Origin of the sequence: Candidatus Accumulibacter sp. ACC003 (genome assembly GCF_907163085.1) — a bacterium.
In the GTDB taxonomy this organism is placed as follows: Bacteria; Pseudomonadota; Gammaproteobacteria; order Burkholderiales; family Rhodocyclaceae; genus Accumulibacter.
The window spans coordinates 174,993-191,550 of record NZ_CAJQTX010000005.1 but is presented as its reverse complement, the minus strand read 5'-3'; the positions used below and the strand labels follow the sequence as shown (position 1 = coordinate 191,550).

At 65.0% G+C, this 16,558-nt stretch carries 9 protein-coding genes and 1 pseudogene; 9 read left to right on the top strand and 1 reads right to left on the bottom strand.

The genetic code is table 11. The features are described 5' to 3' along the window. Positions 1-4: 4 nt before the first annotated feature. Genes glgX through QZ656_RS10700 form a run of 3 tightly spaced genes read left to right on the top strand, consistent with a single transcriptional unit; the run spans position 5 to position 9,104 of the window. On the top strand, positions 5-2,137 hold the full coding sequence (glgX, locus tag QZ656_RS10710; RefSeq protein WP_291993376.1) for a glycogen debranching protein GlgX: 2,133 nt from the start codon (positions 5-7) through the stop codon (positions 2,135-2,137). Next, on the top strand, positions 2,134-3,969 hold the full coding sequence (gene treZ, locus QZ656_RS10705; protein WP_291993375.1) for a malto-oligosyltrehalose trehalohydrolase: 1,836 nt from the start codon (positions 2,134-2,136) through the stop codon (positions 3,967-3,969). Before glgX ends, treZ begins: the two co-directional genes overlap by 4 nt. Further along, positions 3,966-9,104 (top strand): malto-oligosyltrehalose synthase, encoded by a 5,139-nt coding sequence (locus QZ656_RS10700; RefSeq protein WP_291993374.1) that lies wholly within the window; start codon positions 3,966-3,968, stop codon positions 9,102-9,104. The genes treZ and QZ656_RS10700 overlap by 4 nt, the downstream gene beginning before the upstream one ends. Before the next feature lie 82 nt (positions 9,105-9,186). On the opposite strand, the gene QZ656_RS10695 is transcribed toward QZ656_RS10700, so the two are convergent. After that, the gene (locus QZ656_RS10695; protein WP_291993373.1) at positions 9,187-9,966 is read right to left on the bottom strand and encodes a type 1 glutamine amidotransferase; all 780 of its coding nucleotides are present in this window, start codon (positions 9,964-9,966) and stop codon (positions 9,187-9,189) included. A 378-nt stretch (positions 9,967-10,344) separates the two neighbouring features. Between QZ656_RS10695 and QZ656_RS10690 the strand changes: the two are divergent. The 6 genes and pseudogenes from QZ656_RS10690 (at position 10,345) to QZ656_RS10660 (ending at position 16,542) form a co-directional block, all read left to right on the top strand. Then, a pseudogene (locus QZ656_RS10690) lies at positions 10,345-11,279 on the top strand (site-specific integrase). Further along, complete coding sequence (locus QZ656_RS10680) at positions 11,276-12,382, top strand: transposase (protein WP_291991620.1); 1,107 nt, start codon at positions 11,276-11,278, stop codon at positions 12,380-12,382. Before QZ656_RS10690 ends, QZ656_RS10680 begins: the two are co-directional and overlap by 4 nt. Before the next feature lie 432 nt (positions 12,383-12,814). After that, positions 12,815-14,119, top strand: a complete 1,305-nt coding sequence (locus QZ656_RS10675) for a chloride channel protein (RefSeq protein WP_291993371.1) — start codon at positions 12,815-12,817, stop codon at positions 14,117-14,119. A 118-nt stretch (positions 14,120-14,237) separates the two neighbouring features. Further along, a complete protein-coding gene (locus QZ656_RS10670) occupies positions 14,238-14,741 on the top strand; it encodes an OmpA family protein (RefSeq protein ID WP_291993370.1) in 504 nt (167 codons plus the stop codon). Between the two features lie 113 nt (positions 14,742-14,854). After that, positions 14,855-15,271 carry a hypothetical protein gene (locus QZ656_RS10665; protein ID WP_291993369.1) on the top strand — a complete coding sequence of 139 codons (417 nt, stop codon included), beginning with the start codon at positions 14,855-14,857 and terminating at the stop codon, positions 15,269-15,271. Between the two features lie 368 nt (positions 15,272-15,639). Continuing rightward, positions 15,640-16,542: an ROK family protein gene (locus QZ656_RS10660; protein WP_291993368.1), complete on the top strand. Its 903-nt coding sequence runs from the start codon at positions 15,640-15,642 to the stop codon at positions 16,540-16,542. The last annotated feature ends 16 nt before the right edge of the window (positions 16,543-16,558 follow it).

The following is a 16,558-nucleotide window of genomic DNA, read 5'->3' as shown; positions in this document are numbered from 1 at the left end:
ATCCATGAACCTTCCCCTTACCGCAGTCTGGCCTGGCGCTCCCACTCCACGCGGCGCTACCTGGGATGGCGAAGGCGTCAACTTTGCCCTCTTTTCGGAACACGCCGAACGCGTCGAACTCTGCCTTTTCGACCCCAACGGACGCCGCGAAGTGCAGCGCATCGAATTGCGTGAGCAGACCAATCTGGTCTGGCACTGCTACCTGCCCGAGGCGCGCCCCGGCCTGCTTTACGGCTACCGGGTCCACGGCCCCTACGACCCGGCCAACGGTCACCGCTTCAACGGCAACAAGCTGCTCATCGAGCCCTATGCCAAGGATATCGTCGGGCAGGTACGCTGGAGCGACGCGCATTTCGGCTACAAGATCGGTCACCGTAGCGGGGATCTGTCTTTCGACCGCCGTGACAACCACGCCGGCATGCCCAAATGCCGGGTCATCGACCCGGCCTTCACCTGGGGCGACGACAAGGCACCGAACATTCCGTGGCCGGACATGGTGATCTACGAGACGCACGTGCGCGGCTTCACGATGAAGCATCCGGAGGTGCCGCCGTCTTTGCGCGGCACCTACGCCGGCATGGCGACGGCGCCGGTGATCGACCACCTCAAGCGCCTGGGCGTCACCTCGGTGGAGCTGATGCCGGTGCACGCCTTCATCAACGACCGCCACCTGATCGAACGGGGTCTGACTAACTACTGGGGCTACAACTCGATCGGCTTCTTCGCGCCCGACAACCGTTTCAGCGCCAGCGGCGTCGTCAGCGAGTTCAAGACGATGGTCAAGACGCTGCACTCGCACGGCATCGAAGTCATTCTCGACGTGGTGTACAACCACACTGCAGAAGGCAACCAGAACGGCCCGACGCTCTCTCTGCGTGGCGTCGATAACGCCACGTACTACCGGCTGGTCGCTGACAACAAGCGCTACTACATGGACTATACCGGCTGCGGCAACACCCTTGATCTGCAGCAGCCGCGGATGTTGCAGCTGATCATGGACTCGTTGCGCTACTGGGTGCTGGAAATGCACGTCGACGGCTTCCGTTTCGACCTCGCATCGGCGCTGGCCCGCGAACTGCACGCCGTCGACAAGCTCGGCGCCTTCTTCGACATCCTGCTGCAGGACCCGGTGCTGTCGCAGGTCAAGCTGATCGCCGAACCCTGGGACCTCGGCGAGGGCGGTTACCAGGTCGGCAACTTCCCGGCCGGCTGGGGCGAGTGGAACGACCACTACCGCGACACCATGCGCGCGCACTGGAAAGGCGACTGCGGCCTGATCGGCGACTTCGCCAGCCGTCTCACCGGCTCCAGCGATTTCTATCAGCACAGCGGCCGCAAACCCTGGGCGAGCGTCAACTTCGTCACCGCCCACGACGGCTTCACGCTGCACGACCTGGTCAGTTACAACGACAAGCACAACGCGGCCAACTGCGAAGACAACCGCGACGGTAACGACAACAACCGTTCCTGGAACTGCGGTGCCGAGGGGCCGACCGACGACGCCGCGATCAACGAACTGCGCGCGCGGCAGAAACGCAACCTGCTGGCGACACTGTTCTTTTCGCAGGGCGTTCCGATGCTGCTCGCCGGCGACGAAATGGGGCGCACCCAGGGCGGCAACAACAACGCCTACTGCCAGGACAACGACATCAGCTGGGTCAACTGGGAGCTGTCGTCAGCCGACCGCGACTTCCTGGCTTTCGTGCAACGCGTCATTGCCCTGCGCCGCGAGCATCCCGTTTTCCGTCGCCGCAACTTCTTCCACGGCAGTGCCCCCGAGGGTTCGCTGATCAAGGACATCCACTGGCTGAAACCCGACGGCAGCGAGATGAATGACGACGAGTGGGCGCACAGCTACGCGCAATGCCTGGGTGTCTATCTCGGCGGCGAAGCGATGCAGGAGCGCGATCGACGCGGCCGCCCGGTACACGACGATAACTTTGTGCTGCTCTTCAACAGCTATCACGAAAACATCGACTTTCGCCTGCCGCAAGCCCCCGCGGATTGCGAATGGCAGAGCGTTCTGGATACGCACATTGCCGATGGCCTGCAGCCTGACGGCGTCTTCCAGAGTGGCGATACCTATCCCCTCGAGAGCCGCTCGCTGGCTCTCCTGATGCAAAGGAAGAAATCATGAAGCGCCTGCACAGCATGCCCTTCGGCGCTGAACCGCGGGCCGACGGTGGCGTTCGTTTTCGCCTCTGGGCACCCGGCGTCGCGACCGTCGGGCTACAGCTCGACGGTGCGCCCGACCTGCCGATGACCGCCGCCGCGGGTGGCTGGTTCGAGCTCACCGTCGCCGAAGCGAAAGCCGGTAGCCGTTATCTTTTCCGGCTGCCCGACGGCTTGCTGGTACCCGACCCGGCTTCACGCTTCAACCCGGACGATATCCATGCGGCGTCCGAGGTGGTCGACGCGGCCGCCTTCGACTGGCCCGACGGCGAATGGCGTGGTCGGCCGTGGGAGGAAGCCGTTCTCTACGAGCTGCACATCGGCAGCTTCACTACTTCGGGCGACTTCACCGGCGCCATCGAACGCCTCGACTATCTGGTCGAGCTCGGCGTCACCGCTCTCGAAATCATGCCGGTCTCGGATTTCCCGGGGCAACGCAACTGGGGCTACGACGGCGTCTTGCCGTTCGCTCCGGATGCCTCTTACGGCCGTCCCGAGGACTTCAAGCGTTTGATCGCCGCGGCGCACGAACGCGGCCTGATGGTCCTGCTCGACGTCGTCTATAACCATTTCGGGCCCGAAGGCAACTACCTGCACGCCTACGCGCCGGACTTCTTCAACCCGCGCCACGAAACTCCCTGGGGCGCGGCGATCAACTTCGACGGCGAGGGCAGCCGTGTGGTACGCGACTTCTTCGTGCACAACGTCCTCTACTGGCTCGAGGAATTCCACCTCGACGGCCTGCGTCTGGATGCCATCCATGCCATCTGCGACGACAGTTCGCCGGACATCATCGAGGAGCTGGCGGCCGCCTTCAAGGCCGTGCCGGGTCGCGCACGACACGTGCACATGGTGCTCGAGAACGAGCGCAACCAGGCGCGCTACCTGAGCCGCGACGACTTCGGCCGGCTCGTGCACGGCACCGCGCAATGGAACGACGACATCCACCACTGCTTTCACGTCGTCGCCACCGGCGAGACCGACGGTTACTACGTCGACTATGCCGCCGAGCCGGCGCGGCTGCTCGGCCGCTGCCTGAGCGAGGGTTTCGCCTACCAGGGCGAGGCGTCGACCTTTGCCAAGGGCGAAAAGCGCGGCGAGCCGAGTGCGCAGCTGCCGCCGGCGGCGTTCATCAACTTTCTGCAGAATCACGACCAGATTGGCAATCGTGCTTTCGGCGAGCGTCTCAGCCACCTGGCGTCGCCAGTGGCTATGCAGGCGGTCACCGCGGTCCTGCTGTTGGCGCCGCAACCGCCGCTGCTGTTCATGGGCGAGGAATTCGCGACCACGCAGCCCTTCCAGTTCTTCTGCGACTTTGGCCCCGAACTGGCACGCCTGGTGACCGAAGGCCGCCGCCGTGAGTTCGGGCGCTTTGCGCGTTTTGCCGATCCGGCGGTGCGCGAGAAAATTCCCGATCCCAATGCGCTGGCAACCTTTGCAGCTGGCGTTCTCGACTGGAGCGCGATCGAGCGCGCGCCGCACCGCGCGACACTCGAACTGCACCGACAATTGCTTGCCCTGCGCTGGCAGTGGATCGTTCCGCGCCTGGCCGGCATGGCTAACGGCGACCCGCAGCTGACGATGCTGTCGGCGAGCGCGCTGGCCATCGACTGGCGGCTTGGCGACGGCAGCCAGCTGTCGCTGCTCGCCAATCTTGGCGACCAGTCGGTCGACGCCCCGGCGCCGACCGGCCAGCTGCTGTTCGCCACTGCCAACCTCGACGCCGTGGCGCTGGCCGCCGGGCGCTTGCCGCCGTGGTCGGTGGCCTGGTCCCTACACGCCGGAGGCCGCTCATGACTCGACCCGCCCAGAACAGTTCCGAGGCTTTGACTCGGCTCGCTGCCCACTGCGGCATCGCGACCGCTTACGACGACGTTTGGGGTCAGCCGCATGCCACCTCCGAGCAGACGCTGCGGGCGCTGCTGACGGCCATGCATGTCCCCAGCGACGGCGACCCGCTAGCGCAGCTGCAGGCCATCGAAGAAAGCGAGTGGCGGCGACCGCTGCCGCCGGTGCAGGTCCTGGCCGCCGGTACGACGCCCGTTATTCAGCTATCACTGACCGCGGCGCAGGCCCGGCAGCCGCATCGCTGGATTCTGACGCCGGAGGATGGCAGCTCGAGCAGCGGCGAGTTTCAGCCCGCCGAGCTGCCGCAACTCGGTGAACAGCGCCTCGGTGGCAGCGATTTTCTGCGTAGCGAGCTGCGCCTACCGGTCTTGAACGAGCCCGGTTACTATCGTCTGGAGGTCGAACAGCCCGGCCACAGCAGCACGGAGCTGGTGGCGATGACGCTGATCGTCACCCCGGCGAGCGCTTTTCAGCCCGAAGCGGTGCAAGGCGAAGGCCGTGTCTGGGGCCCGACGGTGCAGCTTTACGGTCTGCGCTCGCGACGGAACTGGGGCATCGGCGACTTCGGTGACCTGCGCACGCTGTTCGATCTGTCGGCCGACGCCGGCGGTGGCGTGATTGGCGTCAATCCGCTGCACGCGCTGTTCCCCGACGACGCGACGCGGATCAGTCCGTACAGCCCGTCCAGCCGTAGCTTTGTCAATGTCATGTACATCGACGTCGAAGCGGTCGCCGAGTTCGGCGACTGCGAAGCGGCACGAAACCTCGTTGCCTCCGAGGGCTTTCAGGGTCGATTGCGGCGTCTACGTGCGGCCGAGAACGTCGATTACCCAGAGGTTTCGGCGACCAAGTGCGAGGTTCTGGCGGTACTCTACCGTCACTTCCGTGAACAACACCTGGCCAGCGATAGCCCGCGCGCGCGCGCCTTCCGGCTGTTCCGCAGCGAGGGCGGGCAGGCGCTCGAATGGCACGCGCGCTTCGAAGCCCTACAGGAACATTTCCGGCGCGACAACGCCAGCGTCTGGGGCTGGCCGGCGTGGCCCGTGGCCTACCGCCAGCCGCAGGCGCCGGCGGTCAGCGCTTTCGCCAGCGAACACGCCGAGGCCGTGGAATATTTTGCCTGGCTGCAGTGGCTTGCTGAAGAGCAACTGCTCGCGCTCGGCGAACAATCGTGGCGCCGTGGCCTCGGTGTCGGCCTCTACCAGGACCTCGCCGTCGGCGTCAATCCTGGCGGCTCGGAGGCCTGGGCCTGGCAGGGCGCCTTTGCCAACGGCGCCTACGTCGGCGCGCCTCCCGACGAGTTCAATCCGGTCGGCCAGGACTGGGGGCTACCGCCGCTGGTCCCGCACGCCTTGCGGGAAGCTGCTTACGAACCCTTCATCACCATGCTGCGCGCCAACATGCGCCACAGCGGCGCCTTGCGTATTGACCACGTGATGGGGCTGGCGCGCTTGTTCTGGGTGCCGGTCGGACTGCCGGCAGCGCAGGGTGCCTACGTCAACTACCCGCTCGAAGACCTACTCGGCATCGTCATGCTGGAGAGCCAGCGTAACGCTTGCATGGTCGTCGGCGAAGACCTCGGGACGGTTCCCGAAGGCTTCCGGCCACGCCTGGCCACCGCCGGCGTGCTGTCGTATCGGCCGTTCCTGTTCGAGCGCAGCCCGGAGGGCAACTTCAAGCCGCCGGCCGAGTATCCGCGCCAGGCGCTGGTGGCGGTGAGTACGCATGACCTGCCGACCTTGCAGGGTTTCTGGAAGGGGCACGACCTTGACACCCGCGCCAGCCTGAAACTCTTTCCGTCGGAAGACCAGTACGACCAGATGGTCGTCGACCGTGCCCAGGATCGCGCCCGCTTCCTGATGGCGCTGAAACACGAGGAGCTGTTGCCCGAGGGCGCCAGCGTCCATCCCTTCTCGGTACCCGAGATCACGCAGGACCTGGTGGTCGGCATCCATGCTTTCCTGGCGCGATCGCCGGCACAGTTGCTGGTCGTCCAGCCGGAAGATATTCTCGGCGTCGTCGAGCAGGCCAACCTGCCCGGCAGCAGTGACGATCAGCACGCCAACTGGCGGCAGCGGCTGCCGCTGGACCTCGAGGACTGGCCGGACGACGGCCGCTTTGCCGCCGTTGGCGGCGTGTTGATCAAGGAGCGCGGCACCGCCGTGGTGCCGCCCGAAGAACTGCGGACGCCGGCCCGCGTGGCGGTCATTCCGCGCGCTACCTACCGCCTGCAGTTCAACCGCGACTTCACCTTTGCGATGGCCGGCGCGCTGGCGCCGTATCTGGCCGCACTCGGCGTCAGCCACTGCTACGCCTCGCCCTACCTGACGGCGCGACCGGGCAGCACGCACGGTTACGACATCGTCGACCACGCGCTGCTTAACCCGGAAATCGGCACGGCGCAGGAATATGAGGATTTCGCCGCTGCCCTCAAGGCGCAGGCCCTGAGCCAGGTGATCGACGTCGTCCCCAACCACATGGGCGTCATGGGCGCCGACAACGCCTGGTGGCTGGACGTTCTGGAGAATGGTCCGGCGTCGGCCTGGGGCGCCTTCTTCGACATCGACTGGGAGCCGCTCAATCCCGACCTCAAGGGCAAGGTTCTCCTGCCGCTGCTCGGCGATCACTACGGGCAGGTCCTCAACCGCGGCGAACTGCGGCTGGAATACGATGCGGCGCGCGGCGAGTTCAGCATCTTCTACTACCACCACCGGCTGCCAATCGACCCGGCAAGCTATCCGCGCATCGTCGGCCACCGTCGCGAACGCCTGGCGGCGGTGCTTGGTGAAAGTGACCAGCGCTATGGCGAGCTGGCGGCGCTGCTTACCGCCTTCGGCCACCTGCCGCCACGGACCACCGGCAAGCCGGCGCGGATCGCCGAACGGCAGCGCGACAAGGAAGTCCATAAACGTCATCTGGCGGCGCTCGGCGAAGCCTGCGCCGAAATCGCCCACCACGTCGCCGACAATCTTGCCGAATTCAACGGGCGCCCGGGCCATCCCGCCAGCTTCGACTTGTTGCACGAATTGATTCAGGTTCAGGGCTACCGCCTGGCTTCCTGGCGCGTCGCTTCCGACGAGATCAACTATCGGCGCTTTTTCGACATCAACGACCTGGCCGCGCTGCGCATGGAAGCCCCGACGGTTTTCGAAGCCACGCATCACCTGATCCTCGATCTGGTCGCGCAGGGCAAGGTCGAGGGGCTACGCATCGACCATCCCGACGGGCTCTTTGATCCCGGCGCGTATTTCCGCCAGCTGCAACAGGCGGCGGCCGGTCGGCCGCTGGCCGCTGGCGATCCCTTGCCGATGTACCTGGTGATCGAGAAGATCCTCGCCGATCACGAGCGCCTGCCCGACGACTGGCCAATCCACGGCGCTACCGGCTACCGCTTCGGCAACCTGGTCAACAACCTGTTCGTCGACAGCGCCGCCGAGCGGCGGATGACGCGCATCTATCGTGACTTCACCGGCGTCGACGACGATTTCGAAGAGCTCGCCTACGACGCCAAGAAGTTGATCATGCACACCGCGCTGTCGAGCGAGTTCACGGGCCTCAGCAACCGCCTGGCGCGGATTGCCGCGGCCAGCCGCGATACCTGCGACTTCACGCTCAACGGCTTGCGCGAGGCGCTGATCGAAGTCGTCGCGTGCTTCCCGATCTATCGCACCTACGTCGCCTACGGCGAATTGTCGGCCGACGATCGCCGGCACATTGCCTGGGCCGTGGCGGTGGCCAAGAAGCGTAGCCCGGTCGCCGACACCAGCATCTTCGATTTCATCGAAGGCGTGCTGACTACCGATATCGCCCGCGGCCGCAGCGCTTCGTTCCGCGAACCGCTGCAGGCCTTCGCCATGAAGTTCCAGCAGGTCTCGTCGCCGGTGATGGCCAAGGGCGTCGAGGACACCGCCTTTTATCGTTATCATCGCCTGACTTCGCTCAACGACGTCGGCGGCGAACCGCGGCGCTTCGGCATTTCGGTCGCCGCGTTTCACAAGGCGACGCGCGCTCGCGCCATCCGCTGGCCGCACAACATGCTCGCCACCTCGACGCACGACAGCAAACGCTCCGAGGATATGCGCGCGCGTCTCAACGTGCTCTCAGAGGTCCCGGCGGCGTGGAAGCTGATGCTCAAGCGCTGGCGCCGGCTCAATCGCGGCCGCAAGCGCTTGCTCGACGGCGTCGACGCGCCATCGAGTAACGACGAGTACCTGCTTTACCAGACGCTGATCGGCACCTGGCCGCTGACGCTGCCCGACGACGCGGCGCTCGCCGACTACCGGCTGCGCATCGACGCCTACATGATCAAGGCGCTGCGCGAGGGCAAGGAGCACAGCAGCTGGATCCAGGTCAACACCGAGTACGAATCGGCGGTCAGCGATTTCGTCCAGGCGCTGCTGGCGCCCCGCGACAAGAACCTGTTCCTGGCCGATTTTGTGCCGCTGGTGCAGACCATCATCCATCATGGCCTGCTCAACGCGCTTGGCCAGGCGCTGATCAAGATCACTTCGCCGGGTGTCCCGGATATCTATCAGGGCTGCGAGTTATGGCAGTTCAACCTGGTTGACCCGGACAATCGGCGGCCGGTGGACTACGCGCAGCGCGGGCAGTTTCTCGCTGAGCTACAGGCGATGGTCGACGCACCGGCCGAGCAATGGCCGCAGCGCCTGTCGCCACTGCTGAGCAACATGGCCGACGGGCGTATCAAGCTGTACACGCTGTGGCAGGGTCTGGCCTTGCGCGCGCGCTGGCCGGAGGTGTTCGAGCTCGGCACCTACCTGCCGCTAAAAGTACGCGGCGAACGGCTGGCGCACGTCTGCGCGTACGCGCGGCGGCACGGCGAACGGACGCTGATCACGCTGGTGCCACGCTTGCCGGGACACCTACTCGGCGACCAGCAGGTGCTGCCGCTGGGGACCGCCGTGTGGGGCGACACCGTGCTGGAACTGCCCGAAGCGCTGGCCGCCAGCGGCTGGCGCAACGTGCTCAGCGGCGAACGGCACGCGCCCGCCAGCGAGCTGGTCGTCGGCGATTTGCTGGCGACTTTTCCGGTCGTCCTGCTGGCATCGGAGGAGGTGCCGTGAGTACCTGACCGTCGTGGAGAGGGCGCCTTGGCTGTGGCGCCCTCTCCAGCACACGCTCAGGCGGTGGTGCGCGCGTCGTCGTTCACCAGCGCCTACCGCGGGCGGCGTTGAGGAACTCCTCAAGCAGCGGTGCGCTGTCCAGCAAGTCTGCGCTACCGGGCGGATGAAACTCGGGATGCCATTGCAGGCCCAGGACATACGGCTTTCCCTGCAGGCGAACGGCTTCGATGACGCCGTCCTCGCTGCGCGCTTCGACCTGCAGGCCGCGCCCCAGGGACTTGATGGCCTGGTGGTGAATCGACACCACCTGGCCACTGCTGACGCCAGGGTAAAGCTTCGCCAGGCCAGCGTCGGAGCTCCATTCGACGGCATGACTGTGGCGGTCATAATTGGCGTGAAGGTGCGTCGTCGCGGTCTCGATCTGTGTTGCGATGTCCTGATAGAGCGTGCCACCGAGCGCGACGTTGATCAGTTGCGCGCCACGGCAAATTCCCAGGACGGCCTTGCCGGCCTCCATGAATTCGTGCAGCAGTTCCATCTCGTAGGCGTCGCGAACCATGTCCCCGGCCCAATCCGGGTGCAGCGGTTCTTCGCCATAGCTTTGTGGATTGATGTCGGCACCGCCTTGCAGGATCAGACCGTCGAGATACTGCGGGTAGTCAGACAGCCTGATGCTGCTGCGATTGACCAGGCCGTCGCCGCTGACCGCCGGAATCATCAAGACCATCACGTCGCGTGACATCGCCCAGTGCGCGACCGACTGTTCGAGATAGTGCAGCGACTTCGACTGCAAGCCCGTCGCACCGGCCTGCGGGTGGTAGATCCGTGCAGAAAGACCAATACGTAGTGGGCGCCAGCTCATGGGAGATTCCTTTCAAAGTGTCGGTTGGCCGGGGTTTCTGCTGGCGGCGAGCCGCCTGCCGCGGTGACTGCCGCATCGGAGCAGTCGCTTCGACACCACTATAGCGCTGCTGCCGCTTGCCTGCCAAAGGATCACGGATTGGTGCCGCAGGCGCTGGCCGGCTGCCGGCTGGCGAACCGTGCCGACCAGCAACGGCCCGGCGCGGCGTTGATGCGGCGGAAAAATTCGCTCGCTTCGGCTGCTTTGCGCGCTAGAACTTCGCTCTTAACGGGCGTCACGGGTGTTGGACGAAGCCGCTACGCGGAGGAAACCCCGGTGCTGTCGTCGCGTTGACTCAAGATGTGACCTCGCCCCTCATCCGAGGGACGTTCATGACGAATGCGAGGTTACCGCAAGATGGAAGAGATGTCCGCTGTCGCAACGACGATTTTTGACACGAACTACGAGCTGCACCAGAAGCACCTGAAGCTCAAGGGCTTGCAGCCGAAGACGATCGACGCGTATTCGCGCGCCGTCCGCCGGGTGGGAGATTACTTCGCTCATCAGATCGACGATCTGAGCGAGGCCGACCTGTTGGATTACTTCGCCGACCTGCGTGAGACGCACTCCTGGAGTTCGCTCAAGCTCGATCTGTACGGGCTCAAGTTTTACTACGAGCACGTGCTGAAGAAACCCTGGGTGGCGCCCGGTCTGATCAAGCCGCCGCGCTCGCTGCGCCTGCCGGACATCGTCACGGTCGAGGAGACCGAGCGGATTTTTCTGGCCACGCAGGTGCTCAGTTACCGCGTTTTCTTCTTCACCCTCTACAGTCTCGGCCTGCGCCTGGGCGAAGGCTTACGGCTGACGGTCGCCGACATCGACGGCGCGCGCGGGCGGGTGCATATCCGCGATGCCAAGGGCAACAAGGATCGCCTGGTGCCGCTGCCGACGGCCACCTACCGACTCCTGCGTTGTTTCTGGCAGCGCCACCGTAATCCCGTTCTGCTGTTTCCCAATCGCCGCGGCGGCTTGCCAGGTGCGAGCAGCGCCAGGACACCGCTCAATCGCAGCGGCGTTCAGAAGGCACTGCGGGCGGTGGTCGAATCCTGCGGGCTAAAAAAAACATTTCGCCGCACAGTTTGCGTCACGCCTATGCCACGCACCTGATCGAGGCGGGCGTCGAGCTCACCGAGGTGCAGAGCATTCTCGGCCATCACTCGATTCTCACGACGGTTCGCTACACCCATCTGACGGATCAAACCCGGCATCACGCCATCGACCGCATCAACGCGCTGATGGACCGCTTTTGTCTGAGCAAGGGGACGCCGCGATGATCCGCCTCGGCTCTGTCATTGCCGAATTCGAAGCGGACTTCATGACGCAATTTCGCCACCGCCTGAGCTTCGATCAGCTTCGGGCACTCTCGGCGATGCGCGATTGCCGCGGCCCGGCCAGCCCGATGATGCAGCTCCAGTGCGAAGGCTGCGATCAGCAAAAACTCGTTCCGCATTCCTGCGGCCATCGCCTTTGCCCGCACTGCCAGCACCACGAGAGCCAGCAATGGCTGGAACGTCAGATAGAGCGCCTCGTCCCGGCCGACTACTTTCTGCTGACCTTCACGCTGCCGGCCGAATTGCGCGGGCTCGCTGCGGCGCACGCCGACGTCGTCTTCGATGGCTTGATGCGCTGTGCCTGGGAAACGGTGCACCGCTTCAGTCAGAACGACCGGCAGTTGCAGGGCACGCCCGGCGCCATCGCGGTCCTGCACACGCACTCGCGTCGGCTCGACTTCCACCCGCATGTCCATCTCGTCGTCCCCGCGGCAGCGATCGATGCCGCGAAGCAGCGCTGGCGACGCAAGCGGCGCGGCAAGAACGGCACCTACCTGTTCAACGAGAAGGCGATGGCCAAGGTCTTCCGGGCCAAAATGCTGGCGGCGATCGAGGCGGCCGGCATTTGCCTGCCGGCGTCCTATCCGCGGGAATGGGTAGCGCACTGCAAATCGGTGGGCAGCGGCGAGAAGGCCCTGATCTACCTCGGTCGTTACCTCTACCGCGGCGTCATCCGTGAACAGGACATCCTCGCTTGTAAGGATGGGCGGGTGAGCTTCCGCTACCGCAACGCACAAACCGGCAAGTCGGAAAAGCGCTCGCTAGCCGGCGCCGATTTCCTCTGGCTGATCCTCCAGCACGTGCTACCCAAGGGCTTTCGCCGCGCCCGCAATTTCGGCTTCCTGCACGCCAACTGCAAGCGCCTGATCAGTTTGCTGCACCGCTTGCTGAAGTTCGATCCCAGCCGCTTCACGCCGCCGCGCAAGGAGCGGCCAGCGATGCTTTGCCCGTGCTGTGGCTCCGTGATGTCAATTGTCCGGACGCGTATTCGATCAACATCGCCCGCCTTCGTCGCTGCTCCACCGCTCGTCGCGATCGCTGCCTGATCGTGTAAGCCGCCTTCACAGCGCTGTCCGGCCGCCTTTGGGACTTCAGTTTCCCCAAGCTGAGTGACGGGGTCGCCCGGAGTTCAGTGGCCGGGACGCCAAAACGGCCGGATTTGCGCGATCTTCGCTGACGGTGCCGCAGCGCGCGGCGACGGCCCGCTCCCCGCCCTTCGGCATTCATGCCTGCGGGGTAAATCCAAAAAAGATATTTGCAGAGGGCGCGCCCAGCGCTCCGGCCCGGGCTCGTCCAACAAACGGATCAGATCGTGGCTTCGCACGATCTATCCTTATTCGTTAGACTGCGGACAATGGCGGACTCTGCCGAGACTGCGCGCGAGTCACCGCGGTCCGCTGCCGTCGCGAGTACGGCACGTCGGTGCACATCGACGCACGCACGGCGTGGCGGGCGTCAACGAAACAGACAGGAACCGAATGAATCTCTTCCGCGGCCGCCTCAGCGCCTTCAGATGGCGTACCCGTTTGACCCTATGGGGGGCGGCCGCTGCCGCCGGCCTGGCCGTCGTCGCTTTTACCCGGCTCGCCGACCTCGCGCTGTCGACTTTCTTCCAACTCGCCAATACCCACCCCTGGCTGCCCTTCCCCTGGGTGCCCTTCGTCCTGGCACCGCTGGTCGGCATGATTGCGGTATGGACTACCCGGCGCTTTTTCCCGGGCTCGCAGGGCAGCGGCATCCCGCAGGTCATCGCCGCGACTCGTCTGGCTGCACGCGGCGAGCCGGTCGGCCACCTGGTTTCGATGCGCATCGCCATCGGCAAGGTCGGCGTCGGCTGTTTCGCGCTGCTGGGCGGCTTTTCGGCCGGACGCGAAGGCCCGTCGGCGCAGGTCGCGGCGTCTATTGTGCACTTTGCCCATCGTCTCCTGCCGCACTCGCGCGCCATCGCGCCGGCCGACCTGCTGCTTGCCGGCGGCGCGGCGGGGATCGCCGCGGCGTTCAATACGCCGCTGGCCGGCATCGTCTTCGCGGTCGAGGAATTGGGCAAACGCCTGGAAGCCAAGACGACCGGAATTCTCGTCAGCACGATCATCCTGTCGGGTCTGGTGGCCATCGCCGTGCAGGGCAACGACACCCACTTTGGGCGCATGAAGGTCTCACAATTCAGCGAGCTGGCGATCCCGGTGCTGGTCTATGGCATGCTTTGCGGAACGTTCGGCGGGATCTTCAGCCGCCTCTTACTGTGGCCGCAGAAGCACCCGAACTTCATCGTTTGGCGCTGGCGAACCGCGTATCCGATCCGTTTTGCCGGTTGCTGCGGCGTGGTGGTGGCGGTGGTCGGCTGGCTCGGCGGCGGCCTGTCTTTCGGCAGCGGCTACACGGTGACCGCGGCGCTGGTCTCCGGCGACGCCTTGTCGGCGCCGTGGCACGCTCCCATCACGCGCTACGTGGCGACCCTGGCGACCTACTACTCGGGAATTCCCGGCGGCCTTTTCGCGCCGGCGCTGGCCGTCGGCGCCGCCCTGGGCGCCAGCACCTGCGAGATTCTCGGCTACGCCTTGAACGCGATTCCGATTACCGCCCTGTGCATGGCCGGCTTCCTCGCGGCGGTCACGCAGTCGCCGGTCACCGCGGCGATCATCGTCATGGAAATGATCGATGGGCACGGCATGGTGATCAGCCTGATGGCCGTTTCGCTGATCGCCAATGCGGTCAGTTCGCGCATCAGTCCCGAGCTGTATCAACAACTGGCACTGGGCTTCATGCCCGAACGGCCGCGCTAGGCGCGTGCCGTTTCGGCATGCGGCGCCCACGCTACGGCGTTGCCGCCGTTTTTCTTTTCGCGTGACACCTTGGCCAGCGAGTGCCGATGACACGTGCTCTTCCGGGAGACTCTTTTTCATGCTGACCTCGCCTAGCCGTTTTTGCTGCCTTCTTGTTGCCGCTCTGTCTCTGTCGGGATGCGCGGGCTGGCCGTCGGATGAGGCGCCGCCGCCTGCCACCCCGGCGGTCGTTGCCAATCCGGAGGAGACGGCGGCAGCGCTTGAGGAAAAAGTGATTGCCGCCAACAAGCCCGAGGACAACATCTACTTCACTCTCGGTGCCGTCACGGTCAGTCGCCTTGAGAAGGTGAAGCTGCAGCAACACGCCGCGTATCTCAAGGAAAATCCCAGGAAAACGCTGACCTTGATCGGCTATACCGACGACCTCGGGAGTCGCAACTACAACGTCGCGATCGCCGAGAAGCGGGTGCAGGCGGTCCGCCAGTTGCTCCGCTCGTACGGCGTGCCAACGGTGCAGATTCATCGTTACAGCGTCGGCGCCGAAAAAACGCCAAGCGTTTGCAAAACGACGCGCTGCCGGCAGAAGATGCGTCGCGTCGAACTCGTCTATTCACCAGATTGACGCGTGCGGCCGGCGCTAGTCAGTGCGCGACATGCCACTGCCCAGCGCTGTCGATTTTGTCGCCGGCCATCGCTGGCAAGCAAGCTCAGCGAGATAGGTCGTGAAAGAATGGAGTGGGCGAAGCCAGCAAGCATGACCAGGCAAGCGCGTCGGCCAAGGACCTGAGAAGTCGTCTCGTCGACGCTCACGAAACCAGCCACTTCATCGACCAGGTGCGGACGCGCGACCAAGGCGGCACCAAGCACCCACCCACCCACGCCGTCATTGCGAGGAGGCAAAGCCGACGCGGCAATCCAGCGCCACCCTCTGATTTCTCCGCGGCCGTCGCATCGCCAACGCCAGAAGAAAGACCTGCGTGCGTCGACCCCGTGCGTTTCGCGTCGAGAGCCAGTTTGGATCCTGCCGTTCGCGCAGAAGCTGGTGAGTTCGGTCATATCGTCCGATCCATTGCCGCCGCTCAGGTTTTGCCTGCCAACGTCAGCAATGCAGCGATTGCCGCCGTGGCACTGGGAAGTCGCTACGTCCGTTGATGGCTGCTAGCTGCTACCTGACTCGCCAGAGGCGGTCGGCTCGCCTGCTACTCTTACGGTCGTTGAATGTCGGGGCACTAGCAACAAGCCGTTCGCGGCCGTGAAGCGACTGTTTGATGATAAGTTGCGTTCTGGCATGCGAGCTTTTTCGCGAGACATCGGTGGCAGCCTCGCCTGAGGATCCTCGGCGGTCGACTGCAAACTGAAGGAAATGGCCTCGCGTGGCGCTGGATTGCCGCGTCGGCTTTGCCTCCTCGCGATGACGGTGTCGGCGCGTGCCGCGTGTCGGCCGTGGCGCGCCCGGCAACGCTGGCCGAATGGGACGCTTTTAGGTGCGGCGCTGGACTATAAATTCTCGGATATACAAGATGTTACGGATCGGCATAGACCTTGGCGGCACAAAGATTGAATTGCTGGCACTCGGCGATTCGAGCGAGGTTTTGCTGCGCCGTCGGCGGGCGACGCCACAGGGCGACTACCGCGGCACGCTCGGGGCGATCTGTGAACTGGTTTTGGCCGCCGAAAACGAGCTCGGTCGAACCGCTACTGTCGGCGTCGGCATGCCGGGTGCCGAATCGGCGGCTGACGGCCGGATCAAGAACGCCAACTCGACGTGCCTGAACGGCGAAGCGCTGCGCGACGACCTGCAGGTGCTGTTGCAGCGCGAGCTGCGGCTGGCGAACGATGCCAATTGTTTTGCCCTGTCGGAAGCCATCGATGGCGCCGGCAAGGACGCTGAAGTCGTTTTCGGAGTCATCCTCGGAACCGGCGTCGGCGGTGGTCTCGTCGTTCGCCGGCAGGTCCTGAATGGGGTCAATCACATCGCCGGTGAATGGGGCCACAATCCATTGCCGCGGCTGGACGAGGAGGAGCTGCCGCCGCCGCGCTGCTACTGTGGGCGTTTCGGGTGCGTTGAGACCTGGTTGTCGGGTCCCGGACTGTGCGCCGACCACCTGCGTCATGGTGGCGAAGCGCTCGCCGTCGAGGCGATTTGTGCCCGTGCCAGCAGCGGCGACCCGGTGTGTGAGCAGACCCTGGCGCGTTACGAACGGCGGCTGGCCAAGGCCCTCGCGCAGGTGATCAATATCGTCGACCCCGGAGTAGTCGTCCTCGGTGGCGGCCTGTCGAACATCGAGCGGCTGTATGATGCGCTGCCGCGGCTGTGGACCGCAGAGATCTTCTCCGACACTGTCGTCACTCGCGTGTTGCGCAATATGCATGGCGACTCGTCGGGCGTTCGTGGTGCCGCATGGCTGTGGTCGGGCGATTGACGATTGCGGATTGGAG

Coding starts and splice junctions, on each gene's coding strand:
- glgX (WP_291993376.1), top strand. CDS start 5: ATGAACCTTCCCCTTACCGCAGTCTGGCCTGGCGCTCCCACTCCACGC.
- treZ (WP_291993375.1), top strand. CDS start 2,134: ATGAAGCGCCTGCACAGCATGCCCTTCGGCGCTGAACCGCGGGCCGAC.
- QZ656_RS10700 (WP_291993374.1), top strand. CDS start 3,966: ATGACTCGACCCGCCCAGAACAGTTCCGAGGCTTTGACTCGGCTCGCT.
- QZ656_RS10695 (WP_291993373.1), bottom strand. CDS start 9,966: ATGAGCTGGCGCCCACTACGTATTGGTCTTTCTGCACGGATCTACCAC.
- QZ656_RS10680 (WP_291991620.1), top strand. CDS start 11,276: ATGATCCGCCTCGGCTCTGTCATTGCCGAATTCGAAGCGGACTTCATG.
- QZ656_RS10675 (WP_291993371.1), top strand. CDS start 12,815: ATGAATCTCTTCCGCGGCCGCCTCAGCGCCTTCAGATGGCGTACCCGT.
- QZ656_RS10670 (WP_291993370.1), top strand. CDS start 14,238: ATGCTGACCTCGCCTAGCCGTTTTTGCTGCCTTCTTGTTGCCGCTCTG.
- QZ656_RS10660 (WP_291993368.1), top strand. CDS start 15,640: ATGTTACGGATCGGCATAGACCTTGGCGGCACAAAGATTGAATTGCTG.